General features: G+C 68.0%; 11 protein-coding genes and 1 tRNA gene. 5 read left to right on the plus strand and 7 right to left on the minus strand.

The features are described 5' to 3' along the window. Positions 1–34 precede the first annotated feature (34 nt). Positions 35–1,486, plus strand: a complete 1,452-nt coding sequence (pyk, locus tag AB0N22_RS03355; protein ID WP_364636087.1) for a pyruvate kinase — start codon at positions 35–37, stop codon at positions 1,484–1,486. Positions 1,487–1,939: 453 nt separating this feature from the next. On the opposite strand, the gene AB0N22_RS03360 is transcribed toward pyk, so the two are convergent. Next, positions 1,940–2,022 (minus strand) — tRNA-Leu (locus tag AB0N22_RS03360). 55 nt (positions 2,023–2,077) lie between these two features. Here AB0N22_RS03360 and AB0N22_RS03365 point away from each other — a divergent pair. Further along, positions 2,078–2,707 carry a response regulator gene (locus tag AB0N22_RS03365; protein ID WP_364636090.1) on the plus strand — a complete coding sequence of 210 codons (630 nt, stop codon included), beginning with the start codon at positions 2,078–2,080 and terminating at the stop codon, positions 2,705–2,707. 138 nt (positions 2,708–2,845) lie between these two features. Next, positions 2,846–4,153 (plus strand): ABC transporter substrate-binding protein, encoded by a 1,308-nt coding sequence (locus AB0N22_RS03370; protein WP_364636092.1) that lies wholly within the window; start codon positions 2,846–2,848, stop codon positions 4,151–4,153. A gap of 169 nt (positions 4,154–4,322) precedes the next feature. On the opposite strand, the gene AB0N22_RS03375 is transcribed toward AB0N22_RS03370, so the two are convergent. From AB0N22_RS03375 to AB0N22_RS03395, 5 genes are all read right to left on the minus strand, one after another. After that, positions 4,323–5,105, minus strand: coding sequence for an ABC transporter ATP-binding protein (locus tag AB0N22_RS03375; protein ID WP_364636095.1), 783 nt, complete (start codon positions 5,103–5,105; stop codon positions 4,323–4,325). After that, positions 5,098–6,006 (minus strand): ABC transporter ATP-binding protein, encoded by a 909-nt coding sequence (locus tag AB0N22_RS03380; protein WP_364636098.1) that lies wholly within the window; start codon positions 6,004–6,006, stop codon positions 5,098–5,100. Before AB0N22_RS03380 ends, AB0N22_RS03375 begins: the two co-directional genes overlap by 8 nt. Then, entirely contained in the window at positions 5,996–6,991 is a 996-nt protein-coding gene (locus AB0N22_RS03385; RefSeq protein WP_364636101.1) for a branched-chain amino acid ABC transporter permease, read from the minus strand. The genes AB0N22_RS03380 and AB0N22_RS03385 overlap by 11 nt, the downstream gene beginning before the upstream one ends. Before the next feature lie 6 nt (positions 6,992–6,997). Further along, complete coding sequence (locus tag AB0N22_RS03390) at positions 6,998–8,344, minus strand: hypothetical protein (protein WP_364636104.1); 1,347 nt, start codon at positions 8,342–8,344, stop codon at positions 6,998–7,000. Positions 8,345–8,457: 113 nt separating this feature from the next. Then, on the minus strand, positions 8,458–9,204 hold the full coding sequence (locus AB0N22_RS03395) for a DUF554 domain-containing protein (RefSeq protein ID WP_364636107.1): 747 nt from the start codon (positions 9,202–9,204) through the stop codon (positions 8,458–8,460). A gap of 122 nt (positions 9,205–9,326) precedes the next feature. Here AB0N22_RS03395 and AB0N22_RS03400 point away from each other — a divergent pair, with 122 nt between their 5' ends. Both AB0N22_RS03400 and polA read left to right on the plus strand, forming a co-directional pair. Continuing rightward, positions 9,327–9,935: a GNAT family N-acetyltransferase gene (locus tag AB0N22_RS03400; protein ID WP_364636110.1), complete on the plus strand. Its 609-nt coding sequence runs from the start codon at positions 9,327–9,329 to the stop codon at positions 9,933–9,935. A 41-nt stretch (positions 9,936–9,976) separates the two neighbouring features. After that, positions 9,977–12,640, plus strand: a complete 2,664-nt coding sequence (gene polA / locus AB0N22_RS03405) for a DNA polymerase I (protein ID WP_364636113.1) — start codon at positions 9,977–9,979, stop codon at positions 12,638–12,640. A 73-nt stretch (positions 12,641–12,713) separates the two neighbouring features. Here polA and AB0N22_RS03410 read toward each other — a convergent pair whose 3' ends face one another. Beyond that, a complete protein-coding gene (locus AB0N22_RS03410) occupies positions 12,714–13,925 on the minus strand; it encodes a polysaccharide biosynthesis protein (protein ID WP_364636116.1) in 1,212 nt (403 codons plus the stop codon). Between the last annotated feature and the right edge of the window lie 15 nt (positions 13,926–13,940).

Here is a 13,940-nt window from a genome sequence, read left to right on the forward strand (position 1 = left end):
GCCGGTAGGTGAAGCACTGGATAGGCTCGATCAGGTGAGAAGAGCGAAGATCGTCTGCACCCTCGGCCCCGCCGTCGGCAATGCCCACAAGATCCTGCAGCTGACCGAGGCCGGGATGGACGTCGCGCGACTCAACATGAGTCACGGTGACCAGTCCGACCACGAGCAGAACTACGCCTGGGTCCGTGAGGCCGGTGACAAGGTCGGCAAGGCCATCGCCGTGCTCGCCGACCTGCAGGGTCCCAAGATCCGGCTCGGCCGGTTCGCCGACGGTCCCGTCCAGCTCGAGGTCGGCTCGACGTTCACGATCACGACCGACGACATCCTCGGCGACGTCAACCGCTGCTCCACGACCTACAAGGGCCTGCCGGGCGACGTGTCCGTCGGTGACGAGATCCTGATCGACGACGGCCGCATGCGCCTGCGCGCGACCGCCGTCACCGACACCGACGTGACCTGCGAGGTCGAGACGAGCGGCCCGGTCAGCAACAACAAGGGCATCAACCTGCCCGGCGTGATGGTCAGTGTCCCCGCGATGAGCGAGAAGGACGTCGACGACCTCAGGTTCGCCCTGCGCCTCGGCGTCGACTTCATCGCGCTGTCGTTCGTGCGATCGGCCGACGACTACTACGACGTCAAGAAGATCATGGTCGAGGAGGGCATCATGCGCCCGGTCATCGCCAAGATCGAGAAGCCCCAGGCCGTCGACAACCTCGACGGCATCATGGATGCCTTCGACGGCGTCATGGTGGCGCGCGGCGACCTCGGCGTCGAGCTCCCGCTCGAGGACGTCCCGATCGTGCAGAAGCTCATCGTCGAGAAGGCCCGCCGCAACGCCAAGCCGGTCATCGTCGCGACCCAGATGCTCGAGTCGATGATCTCGGCACCGCGACCGACTCGCGCCGAGGCGTCCGACGTCGCCAACGCGGTCCTCGACGGCGCCGACGCGGTCATGCTCTCGGGAGAGACGAGCGTGGGGGAGTACCCCATCCACACCGTCACCACGATGGCGCGCATCATCGAGTCCACCGAGGAGCACGGCCTGCCCCGCATGGCGGCGTTCACGTGGACGGCCAAGACCAAGAGCGGCATCATCTGTCGCGCCGCCGCCGATGTCGCCGAGTCGGTCAACGCCCGCTACGTCGTCGCCTTCACCACCAGCGGTGACTCGGCGCGCCGCATGACGCGCTACCGCTCCAAGGTCCCGGTCATCGCGTTCACGCCCGACCCGCTCGTACGCTCGCAGCTCGCCCTCAGCTGGGGCATCGAGACGTTCCTCGTCCCCGAGGTCACCCACACCGACGAGATGGTGCTGCAGGTCGACAAGGCCCTGCTCGAGATCGGCCGCTGCGCCGACGGCCAGCAGGTCGTCATCGTCGCCGGGAGCCCTCCGGGCATCGCCGGCTCGACCAACGCGCTGCGCGTCCACAACATGGGCGATGCGATCAACGGCGTCGTGCCGGCGTACCAGGACACCGCCGAGTAGGTCCTCGGGCGGCCGCTTTCGGCGGGGGCGGAGCGGGCCCACGGAAGACCGCGGTGCAACGTGCTGCGGGTCAGCTGGGAGTGCCGACCAGTGACAGCTGGGAGGGAGTTCCCGGTGTTGCGGTGCCCTGCTCCGCCTTCTTCATACTTGCCGCCGCTGCTTGGAATATCAAGGTTTTTCTCGGCATTCTCAGGGTTTGTTTCTGCATGGGGCGTGTGCATCCGGTGCTCGAGGCTGTCGAGAGGACGCTTGCTCCTCCGTGCGCTGGGTGCTGATCTCGCCGTGCCGGCAAGCCGGCACGGCGGCCTTCGGCCGTTGCTTCCCGGCCCGGGTGCGAAGCACGAGCGCAGCGAGTGGCTGAGCCATGGTGCCGGCAAGCCGGCACCGCGGCCTCCGGCCGTTGCTTCCGACGCTGGGACTGAGACCGAGCGCCAGCGAGGGCTCACGTCCCGGTGCCGGGTGCGGGACTCGAACCCGCACGCCCTTGCGGACAACGGTTTTTGAGACCGTCGCGTCTACCATTCCGCCAACCCGGCTGCGCACGAGACCAGTCGGGCGACCGAGCGGATCCGTGCCGGTTAACCTTCTCATGTGACTGATCGAGCGCCGGAATCGGGACGGCCCGCCCCGCGTGTCGTCATCGCCGAGGACGAGGCACTGATCCGGCTCGACCTCGCGGAGATGCTGGCCGAGGAGGGCTACGTCGTCGTCGGCCAGGCCGGTGACGGCGAGGAGGCGATCGAGCTCGCGATGGAGCACCGCCCCGACCTCGTCGTGATGGACGTCAAGATGCCTCGACTCGACGGCATCGCTGCCGCGTCCCAGATCGCCCAGGCACGCATCGCGCCGGTCGTGATGCTGACGGCGTTCAGTCAGCGCGAGCTCGTGGAACGAGCGCGCGACTCCGGCGCGATGGCCTACCTCGTCAAGCCGTTCACCAAGTCCGACCTCGTGCCCGCCATCGAGATGGCGATGAGCCGGTTCGCCGAGATCAGGGCGCTCGAGAGCGAGGTCGGCGATCTCACCGGTCAGCTCGCCACCCGCAAGACCATCGAGCGCGCCAAGGGGCTCCTGCAGGAGGCCCTCGGCATCAGCGAGCCCGACGCCTTCCGGTGGATCCAGCGCACCGCCATGGACCTTCGGCTCACGATGCAGCAGGTCGCGCAGGGGGTCATCGACCACGGACCCGGCCTCGGATCCCCGGTCGATCAGCAGCCCTGATCCGTCTGGTTACAAATTGGCTACGTTGCCTGCCGGAATTGGCTCGTTGACCCAATTGACCCCTGGAAAGACTAAGTTCATGCATACGTACACGCTCCCTGGCACGGGCCATGGGCTTTCTACACATCCGGAGGATTGATGAAACGCAGTACCCAGACGATCCGCCTCGCGGCCGTCGTGGCCGCGAGCGCGCTTGTTCTCGCTGCATGTGGCGGCGACAGCGAAGGCAAGGATGACAAGAAGAGCGATGCACCCGCAGCCAAGGGTGACGGCACGCTGACCGTCGGTTCGCTGCTGCCGGCGACCGGCAACCTCTCGTTCCTCGGCCCCCCGGAGTTCGCAGGCGTCGAGCTGGCGATCAAGGACATCAACGCCGCAGGTGGCGTGCTCGGCAAGGACGTCGCCTACGTCAAGGGCGACTCCGGCGGCAACGGCGAGGGTGACCCGGAGATCGCTCCGGAGGAGTCCGCCAAGCTGATCAAGGCCGGAGCCGACGTCATCGTCGGTGCCGCCTCGTCCGGTGTCACCAAGACGTTCGTCGAGGACGCGATGAAGGAAGGCGCGCTCGTCTACTCGCCGGCCAACACGTCGACCGACTTCGACCTGGTCGCGCCGTTCAACAAGCCCGACCTCTACTTCCGCACCGCTCCCTCGGACATCCTCCAGGGTGCTGTCGTCGCGAACCTGCTGACGCAGGACGGTCGCAAGAACGTCGCGATCCTGTCGACGCAGGACCCCTACGGAACGACCCTGACCGACGAGATCTCCAAGAACGTCGAGGCCGCCGGTGGCAAGATCGCCACCAAGCAGCTCTACGGCGCGACTGCCTCGGAGTTCGACACGCAGGCGCAGGGCGTGGCCGACTCCAAGCCGGACGCCGTCGTCGTCATCGCGTTCGCCGAGACCGCCAAGATCGTCCCGGCTCTCGAGTCGGTCGGTGCGGGCCCGCAGGACGTCCCGACGTACTTCGTCGACGGCAACACCGCCAGCTACGCCAAGGACACGGACAACCCGCTGCCCGAAGGCACGCTGACCGGCACCAAGGGCACCGTCCCCGGCGCCAAGGCTCCGGAGGCGTTCCAGAAGCGTCTGCTCGAGGTCGACCCGAAGCTCAAGGACTACTCGTACTCCGCTGAGTCCTACGACGCGGTCGTCACGTCGGCGCTTGCTGCCGAGGCTGCCAAGGACGACTCGGGTGAGTCGATCGCCAAGGAGCTCCCGGACGTCACCAAGGGTGGCGAGAAGTGCGACTCGTTCGAGGCGTGCATCGCGCTGGTCAAGGACGGCAAGGACATCGACTACGACGGTGTCTCCGGCCCGATCGAGCTCGGTTCGACCGGCAGCCCGACTGCTGCGTCGATCGGCATCTACGAGTACGGCAAGGACAACACCTACAAGCCGGTGGACTACATCGCCGGTGAGGTCCCGGATCCGTCGGAAGGCTGATCCAGCCGCATCATCGATGCCCCCGTCCCCTCGTCTGAGGGGGCGGGGGCATCTGCGTCGGGCAGGGGTGCGACGTCCCCTGCCGTACGACCGCACGACGCGTGAGCCGCATACGACGAAGGGCCCCCGAGCGCGTGCTCGGGCCCTTCGTCGACGAGTGGTGCGGGGATCAGCCCTCGGTCTGGCCCAGCGTGCCGAGGTAGAGCTCGATGACCCGGGGGTCGTTGATGAGCGACCGGCCAGTGCCGCTGTAGGCGTTGCGACCGTGGTCGAGCACGTAGCCGCGGTCACAGATCTGCAGGCACCGACGGGCGTTCTGCTCGACCATGATGACCGAGACACCCGCCTTGTTGATGTTGCGGGTCTGGACGAAGACCTCGTCCTGGAGGACGGGGGAGAGGCCGGCGGACGGCTCGTCGAGCAGCAGCACGGACGGATCCATCATGAGCGCCCGACCCATCGCGACCATCTGCCGCTCGCCGCCCGAGAGCTGCCCGGCCCGCTGCTTGCGGCGGGTGCCCAGCGTTGGGAAGAGGTCGGTCACGAAGCCGAAGCGCTCCTGGAACTTCTTGGGCGCCTGGTAGCAGCCCATCTCGAGGTTCTCCTCGATCGTCAGGCTCGGGAAGACGTTGTTGGTCTGCGGCACGAACCCGATGCCACGGGTGACCAGCACGTCGGCGCGCTTGTTGGTGATGTCGTCACCCTTGAGCTGCACCGAGCCCTCGCTGATCTTCACGAGGCCGAACAGGGCCTTCAGCAGTGTCGACTTGCCGGCGCCGTTGGGCCCGATGATGCCGACGAGCTCGCCCGGCTGGCAGTACAGGTCGGTCCCGTTGAGGATGTTGACCCCCGGAAGGTAGCCGGCAATCAGGTTGTCGGCCCGCAGGACGGCGCCGTCGGCGTTCGCCAGGTGCTGGTCGCGCTCGGTGCTGGGAGGTGCGGTCTCAGTCATCCTCGGCCTCCTTGGCCAGCTCGGCGAGAGCTTCCTGCTCGATGAGTGCCTCCGCCTCGGTGAGGTCGGCGTCGTGGTGGGCGCCGAGATAGGCGTCGATGACGCGCGGGTCGGCCATGACCGAGTGCGGATCGCCCTCGGCCACGATCTTGCCCTGGGCCATGACGATGACCCAGTCGGAGATGTCGCGGACCATGTCCATGTCGTGCTCGACGAACAGGACCGTACGGCCCTCGTCGCGCAGCGACTTCACGTGGCCGAGCAGCGACTGCTTGAGCGCCGGGTTGACGCCGGCCATGGGCTCGTCGAGCATGATCAGCTCGGGATCGACCATGAGCGCGCGGGCCATCTCCAGCAGCTTGCGCTGGCCGCCGGACAACGAGCCGGCGAAGTCCTCGCGCTTGGCGTCGAGCTTGAAGCGCTGCAGCAGCTCGTCCGCGCGGACCGTGTTGGCGTCCTCCTGCGACTTCCACAGGGAGCGGAAGGCCGCGGAGAAGAACTTCTCGCCGCGCTGGCCCGTCGCGCCGAGGCGCATGTTCTCGATGACCGTCAGCTTGGAGAGCACCTTGGTCAGCTGGAACGTGCGCACCATGCCGAGACGCGCGACCTTGTAGGCCGGCACCTTCGCCAGGGGCGTGCCGTTGAACGTCCACTCGCCCTCGTCGGGCTCGTCGAACCCGGTGAGCAGGTTGAACAGCGTGGTCTTGCCGGCGCCGTTGGGGCCGATGAGGGCCGTGATGACGCCACGGGGGATTTCGATGTGGTCGACGTCGACGGCCTTGAGTCCGCCGAACGTCCGGGTGATGTTGCTGCCCGAGACGATCGCGTCCGGCTTGGCAGCGCCTGGTTCGTTCGAGACGCCTGCCAGGGATGCCCGGGCATCACTGAGTTCAGCGGCCATCGATCGCCAGCTCCTTTCGATCGCCGAAGATGCCTTGTGGTCGGAAGATCATCAGCAGCATGAGGCCCAGGCCGACCAGGATGAAGCGCACGAGCGAGCCCTGGTTGCTGTCGATGATGTCGGGGGAGAGGATCGGGTTCTCGCCCTCGGTGAGCTGGCTCATGATCGTGCCGACACCGTTGAGGATGAACCAGAAGATCATGGCTCCGATGACCGGACCGAGCACGCGGGCCGCGCCGCCGAGAAGCAACGCCGTGTAGGCGAAGAACGTGATGTTGGTGCCGTAGTTGCCCGGCAGGGCCGATGACTGCTGGAGGGCGAAGAAGATGCCGGCCAGGCCGCCGAAGAAGCCACCGAGCATCAGCGCCTGCATCTTGTAGGCGTAGACGTTCTTGCCGAGCGAGCGCACGGCGTCCTCGTCCTCGCGGATCGAGCGCAGCACGCGTCCCCAAGGGCTGCGCATGAGCAGCCAGACGAGCACGCAGGCCAGGGCCACGAGGGTCCAGCCCACCGTCATCGCCCAGAGCTTGCCCGCGGAGAAGCTGGCGATGCCGATGTCCAGACCGGAGTCGAACGGGCTGAGGTCGTAGAACGTGCCGGCATACCCGGTCAGGCCCTTGGTGCCGCCGGTGACGTCGGCCATCTCGACCGAGGAGATCACCAGACGGATGATCTCGGATGCCGCGATCGTCGCGATCGCCAGGTAGTCGGCTCTGAGTCGTAGCGTCGGTACGCCGAGGATGACCGCCAGCACGAGCGGCAGGACCAAGGCGATGACCATTGCGATCCAGAACGGGATGTCGTAGGTCGCGACGCTGACCGCCAGGCCGAAGGCGCCGATGGCCATGAAGCCGGCCTGACCGAAGTTGAGCAGGCCCGTGTAGCCGAACTGGATGTTGAGCCCGATCGCGGCGAGCGCGTAGACGATCGCCGTGGGCCCGAGAGCCGCGGAGAAGGAGTCATTGATGATGTTGCCGATGTCCATGTCGTGTCACCCAATCCGCTCTTTGCGACCGAGGATGCCCTGAGGTCTGATCAGCAGCACGAGGATCAGCACCGCGAGGGCGCCGGCGTTCTTGATCGACTCCGGCACGCCGAACACCGGGCCGACGTTGACGAGGACGCCGATGATGAGGGAGCCGAGCAGCGACCCCCAGATCGTGCCCAGGCCGCCGAGGGTGACCGCGGCGAACAGGAGCAGCAGCAGGTTGAAGCCCAGCGTGAAGTTGACCTGGTAGAGCAGGCCCTGCAACGCGCCGGCCAGGGCCGTGATGGCGGCGCCGACGATCCAGACCACCGAGATGACCCCGTCGACCCGCAGGCCCGACGAGGCGGCGAGCGCCTGGTTGTCCGACACGGCGCGGGTCGCCTTGCCCATGCGCGTCGTCATCAGCAAGGTGATGACGATCGCGAGGACCGCGACGCAGATGCCCATGACCCACAGGTCCTTGGGGGCCAGCGAGAACGGTCCGTAGTCGGTCTGGCGCTGCTGCCGGAACTCGTCGTACGACCGGTAGGTCGAGCCGAAAAAGAACTGGAAGACGCTGCGCAGGAGGAGCGAGAGGCCGATCGAGACGATCATCATGGCGATCAACCCGACGCCCTTGTGGCGTAGAGGTCGCCAGAGGATGCGCTCGTTGAGCCACCCGTAGAGCCCGCCGATGAAGACGGCGACGATGACCGCCACGATGACCGGCATGCCGATCGTGACGTTGACGACGTACGTCGTGAAGGCGCCGAAGGTCATGATCTCGCCGTGCGAGAAGTTGGTCAGGCCGGTCGTGCCGAAGATCATCGAGAGACCGAGCGCTGCGACGGCGATGATCAAGCCGTTGCGGAAGCCGGTGACGGCTGCCTGCGAGAACTTGTCGATGAAGGGGACCGACACGGTCTCCTCGACGCCGATCTGGAACTGGACGAACGTGCCGCCGTCGAGCCGGACCGTGACGGTCTTCGACGTCGAGGCGCTGCCGCTGAGCTCGACGCCCTCGGGCAGCGTGCCCTTGTCGAGCTTGACGGTGAACTCGCCGCGGCCCTCGATCGGGATGAACACCTGACCGGCCTCGTCGGTGGTCTGCGTGCCGATCTCGGTGTCCGAGGAGTCGAGGACCGAGAGAGCCACGCCCGGGACGGGATCGCCGTCACTGTCCTTGGTGGACTTGGAGCTGTCGATCAGCGTCACGCCGATGTAGGAGCCTTCGGTGGGCCGCTCGTTGGCGGTGGGAGCCCCCGTCGTCGGGGTGGGCGTCGGCGTGGGCGTCGCCACTGCCGACCCGGGAGCCATCAGCAAGAACACCCCCGCCAGAGCTGCGAGAAGGGCCGCGATTCGCAATCGCACGCATGTACTCCTGTTCGGCTTGCCGGGTGGTCCTCGGACTATAGCGACTTGCGGGAGTCACGCGCGCGCTCTGGAGTCAATCTCAGGTGACAGTTGAGTTTCGAGACGCGGTGTCAGCTCGCCAGCACGGCGATCTGACACAGCAGCGGGGCGATGACGAGGGCCGGGAGCAGGTCCGCGACGTGGATCGACTTGAGGTCGAGGAGCCGGAACGCGACACCGACGAGGATCAGTCCGCCCGTCGCCGTGAGCGCAGCGAGGTGCGCATCAGGGAGGAACGAGCCGAGGAGGGCGCCGAGGACCGTCAAAGATCCTTGGATCACCGCGACGGAGACCGCCGAGGCCATGACGCCGATCCCGAACGAAGCGGCGAACGCGAGTGCGGCGAACCCGTCGAGCGTCGCCTTCAGCAGCAGCTGGTCGGCGCCGTTGCCGAGTCCCTCGTTGATCGAGCCGAGAATCGTCAGGGGGCCGATGCAGAACACCAGCGAGCTGATGACGAAGCCCTCGATGAAGCGCTGCCGGCCCTCGTGGGCGTCGCCGCGGGCGAGCCGGCCCTGCAGCCAGCCGCCGAAGTCCTCGAGCCGGTCCTCGAGCCGCAGCCACGAACCGATGGCGCCGCCGATCACCAACGAGCCCAGGACGATCAGCATCGGAGCACTGTTCCCGACGGCGTCGCTGAGCTGGCGATCGCCGACGGCCATGGCCGCCTGCGCGGCGATCAGCAGGGTGACGAGACCGAGGGCCGAGGTGACGGTCGAACGTACGCGCAGGCTGAGGCGATGCCCGATCAGGAGACCCAGGCCCGAGCCGGCGACCACGGTGGCCACATTGGTGACGGTCCCCACTCCGACGAACATGTAAGGTCTCCTTCGACGATTGAGGGTTCAACCGGGTACGGTCCCCAGACCTCGCGCGTAGTGTGTCAGTTCAACGCCCGCGCGACCTGTGCGGGCAAGCCCGACTCGAGACAGGGGAGAGCATGTCGGTCCGGCCGCACATCGTTCTCCGGGACGCAGATCGCGAGGATGCCCCTGCCCTGATCTCCCTGTGGGCCGAGTGCGCGGGAGGGTCCGACGAGGGATCCGAGGCGTTCACGCAGCAGTCCCTGTGGCGCGAGCCCGGGGTCGCCGAGGCCGCAGCGGCCCTCGAGTTCAACCTGAGTCAGCGCGACAAGCGGATCATCGTGGCCCTGATCGACGGCGAGATGGTCGGCGCGACGGTGTGCACCGTGGGCACCCTGACGCCCATCAACCTGACCCGCGTCCTCATCGTCACCGAGATCCAGGTGTCGCCGCGCTATCGCCGCAAGTCGGTCGCCTCCACGTTGCTCTCGGCCGCCGCGTCGTACGGCGAGGAGCACAACTGCGAGATCGTGGTCGCCGCGATCCCCGTTCAGTCGCGTGAGCCGCACCGCTACCTCACCAAGATCGGGTTCAACCAGATCGCCGTGGTCCGCGCGATCCAGGCCAGCAAGCTGCGGTCACGGCTCACGATGAAGGCCACCAACTCGCGCGACACCGGCAAGCTGATCGCGGTGCGCCGGACCCTCCGCCGCCGCACCGACGCGCGCGGGCACTCGCGCACCTGACCGCTCGCAGATCGTCAGACCCGACGACTACAGTCGACCGGGTGGACCGCCTCCTGCTGATCGACGGCCATTCCGTCGCCTACCGTGCTTTCTTCGCCCTCCCCGTCGAGAACTTCTCGACCACGACGGGCCAGAGCACCAACGCGGTGTTCGGGTTCACGTCGATGCTGATCAACGTGCTGCGCGACGAGCGGCCGACGCACGTCGCTGTCGCGTTCGACGTCTCCCGCAAGACGTTCCGGCTCGAGCAGTACGCCGAGTACAAGGGCAACCGCTCCAAGTCGCCGCCGGAGTTCACGGGTCAGATCCCCTTGATCAAGGAGATCCTCGACGCGCTGCACATCACGACGTTCGAGAAGGACGGGTTCGAGGCCGACGACATCATCGGCACCCTCACGACACGGGCCGAGTCAGCAGGCATGGAGGTGCTGATCTGCACGGGCGACCGCGACGCCCTCCAGCTCGTCAGCGACAAGACCACGGTGCTCTATCCGCGCAAGGGCGTCTCCGACCTGGCTCGCATGACGCCCGCCGCGGTCGAGGAGAAGTACGCCGTCACGCCCGACCACTATCCCGACATCGCCGCGCTCGTGGGCGAGACGAGTGACAACCTCCCGGGCGTTCCGGGCGTCGGACCCAAGACCGCGGCCAAGTGGATCAACCAGTACGGCACCCTCGAGGCCCTCGTCAACGACGTCGAGAACGTCCCGGGCAAGGCGGGCGAGGCGCTGCGCGAGCACCTCGACAGCGTCCTGCGCAACCGCAGCATCAACGCGCTGATCCTCGACCTCGACCTGCCTGCCGGCCCGGCGGACCTGACGTTCGACACGGTGTGGGACCGCGAGGCGATCCACACCGTGTTCGACGCGCTTGAGTTCAACGCCTTGAGGACGAGACTGTTCGAGGCGTTCGGCGAGGTCGAGCCGCAGGCCGAGGAGGGATTCGACCTCGACGGCGCCGCCCTCGCGCCCGGGGAGGTCCCGGCGTGGCTCGAGACCCACTCCGCCGGCGGCTCTCGGCTCGGTCTGCACGTGCAGGGCTCGTGGGGTCGCGGCACCGGTGACGTCGTCGGGCTGGCCGTGGCCTCCGAGGAGTCCGCCGCCTGGATCGGCACCGACGACATCACCCCTGACGACGATGCGGCGATCGCGGCATGGCTCGCTGATCCCGAGCGACCCAAGGTCCTGCACGACGCCAAAGGACCGTCGCTGGCGCTGGAGGCCAAGGGTTGGCCGATCCACGGCGTCGTGGCCGACACCGCGCTGTCGGCCTACGTCGTCCGTCCCGACCAACGCTCGTACGACCTCGGCGACCTGTCGCTGCGCTACCTCAAGCGCGAGCTGCGCGACGAGTCCGACAACTCCGGCCAGCTGACCCTCGACACCGACAACGTCGGCGCCGAGTCCGGCATGCTGCGGGCCCGCGCGACGCTCGACCTGGCCGCGGTGCTCGACCAGGAGGTGGAGCAGGCGAGCGGGACGGCGCTGATCCACGACGTCGAGCTGCCGCTCGTGGCGACGCTGGCTCGCATGGAGCGCACCGGCATCGCGATCGACGACGACCACCTGATCGAGCTCGAGTCGGAGTTCGCCGCGCGGGCGCAGAACGCCGCCTCGGAGGCGTTTGCCGCGATCGGTGGCAAGGAGATCAACCTCGGTTCGCCCAAGCAGCTGCAGGTCGTGCTGTTCGACGAGCTCGGGATGCCCAAGACCAAGAAGACCAAGACCGGCTACACGACCGACGCCGAGGCCTTGCAGCAGCTGTTCGACAAGACCCAGCACCCGTTCCTGCAGCACCTGCTCGACCACCGCGACGTCACCCGCCTGCGCCAGACCGTCGAGGGCCTCCGCAAGTCGATCTCGGACGACGGCCGGATCCACACGACGTACGCCCAGACCATCGCAGCGACCGGCCGGCTGAGCTCCAACGACCCCAACCTGCAGAACATCCCGATCCGCACGGCGTCGGGGCGACGCATCCGCGAGGCGTTCTGCGTCGGCGAGGGGTTCGAGACGCTCGTCACGGCCGACTACAGCCAGATCGAGATGCGCATCATGGCGCACCTGTCGGAGGACGCCGACCTGATCGCGGCGTTCAACTCCGGCGAGGACTTCCACACCGTCATGGCGGCCAAGGTCTTCTCGAAGGACCCGAGCGACATCGACGGCGGCCTGCGGGCGCGCATCAAGGCCATGAACTACGGCCTGGCCTACGGCCTGTCGTCCTACGGCCTCAGCCAGCAGCTCAGCATCACCACGAGCGAGGCGCAGGCGCTGATGGACGACTACTTCCAGCGGTTCGGCGGCGTGCGCGACTACCTCCAGGGCCTCGTCGCCGAGGCACGACAGACCGGCTTCACCGAGACCATCATGGGGCGGCGCCGCTACCTGCCTGACCTGCAGAGCGACAACCGGCAGCGGCGCGAGATGGCCGAGCGCATGGCGCTCAACGCGCCGATCCAGGGCTCGGCCGCAGACATCATCAAGGTCGCGATGCTCGGCGTCGAGCGCGCGCTCGACGCCGCCGGCCTGACCTCGCGGATGCTCCTGCAGGTCCACGACGAGCTCGTGCTCGAGGTGGCAGCCGGTGAGCGCGAGCAGGTCGAGCAGCTCGTCCGCGACCAGATGGCCTCGGCAGCCGACCTCTCGGTCCCGCTCGACGTCTCGGTCGGCGTGGGCCGCACCTGGCACGAAGCCGGCCACTAGCCCGGTCGGTGACCTTGCGACCCAGGACGGAAGCCGAAAGGTCGCCGATCCACCGCCGCTGAGGCGACCGGCGCTACGCGTCGGAGTCCGCCGGGACCCGAGAGTGGCTCGGGGCGAAGACGAACACCACGGCGGCGAGGGACGCGGCGACCAGCGCCACAGTCAGGGCGAGGCCGGTGATCCCGACGCCGAGTCCGTACGCCGCGGCGACGACCGCGAGGACGGCGCCCCAGATCATGAAGACGATGCCGTGGGCGTGCCGGGCCAGCGCGTCGAACACCAGGAGGTGCACGACCGCGAGGCACGAGCCGGCGACGGCGAACAGCCACAGGCGCCCGGTGATCTCGTCGTACTGGTGGCCGCCCACGAGGATCAGGGCCACGCGGGGGAGCAGCGCCGTGGCCAGCACCGCGAGGGCCCCGAAGCCGGCGACCAGCGAGACCGCGCGCAGCCTGGCGTGATGCGTGGTGGCGCGGGCCAGGTCGGGGAACAGCACGACGCTGACGAACTGCGGGAAGAACAGGGCCGCCTTGGCGAGGATCAGGCCGGACGCGTACAGGCCGCTCTCGTGCTCGTCGAACCGGTTGCGGGCGATCAGCGAGTCCAGGTTGCTCAGCACGAAGTACGCCAGCAGGGCGTGGGTGGAGAACAGCGCCTCCTTGAGCAGCGGGCGCCGGCTGATCAGCGCGCCGCGGCCGTGGCCCAGCATGAGTCGCGCTCCCGCGAGCGCCGGGAGCCAGGACCCGATCGCGATGCCGATCATGGCGGAGTTCACGCTCGGGTCGATCACGAGGGCGATCGCGCCGCCGAGCAGACGACCGACGCCGTTGCCGACGTAGATCGCGGTGAGCGCGCCCCAGCGGGCGGTGCCCTGCGCGATGCCTGACTCGGCGCCCATCACGGTCAGGGGCACGAGCGTCGCGCCGCAGAGGATGACGGCCCAGTGGCTGTCGAGCTTGAGCACCGGTGTGAGGACGACCGTGGACGCGGCGACGAGCAGGCCCACGGCCGAGGCGACGATCACGGTGACCCGCACCGTGGCTCCGATGATCGCGTCGTGGTGGTCCGGATCGATCGCGAGGCGCCGGGCCGTGACGGCCTGCAGGCCGAGAGAGGCCACCGTGCCGACCAGGAGGATGCCGAACAGCGCCGTGAGGGCACCGAACTCCTTGGGCAGCAGGGCCCGGGCCGCGATCACGTTGAACCCGTAGACGGCGATGTTCATCGTCATCATGCCGGCCGCCACGAGGGTGCCACCCGTCATCGTCGCGCGCGTGGTCCTCACCACGGCACAATAGCC

This window comes from Aeromicrobium sp. NPDC092404, assembly GCF_040684095.1.
Taxonomy (GTDB): Bacteria; Actinomycetota; Actinomycetes; order Propionibacteriales; family Nocardioidaceae; genus Aeromicrobium.

Coding starts and splice junctions, on each gene's coding strand:
- AB0N22_RS03370 (WP_364636092.1), top strand. CDS start 2,846: ATGAAACGCAGTACCCAGACGATCCGCCTCGCGGCCGTCGTGGCCGCG.
- AB0N22_RS03375 (WP_364636095.1), bottom strand. CDS start 5,105: ATGACTGAGACCGCACCTCCCAGCACCGAGCGCGACCAGCACCTGGCG.
- AB0N22_RS03380 (WP_364636098.1), bottom strand. CDS start 6,006: ATGGCCGCTGAACTCAGTGATGCCCGGGCATCCCTGGCAGGCGTCTCG.
- AB0N22_RS03385 (WP_364636101.1), bottom strand. CDS start 6,991: ATGGACATCGGCAACATCATCAATGACTCCTTCTCCGCGGCTCTCGGG.
- AB0N22_RS03395 (WP_364636107.1), bottom strand. CDS start 9,204: ATGTTCGTCGGAGTGGGGACCGTCACCAATGTGGCCACCGTGGTCGCC.
- AB0N22_RS03400 (WP_364636110.1), top strand. CDS start 9,327: ATGTCGGTCCGGCCGCACATCGTTCTCCGGGACGCAGATCGCGAGGAT.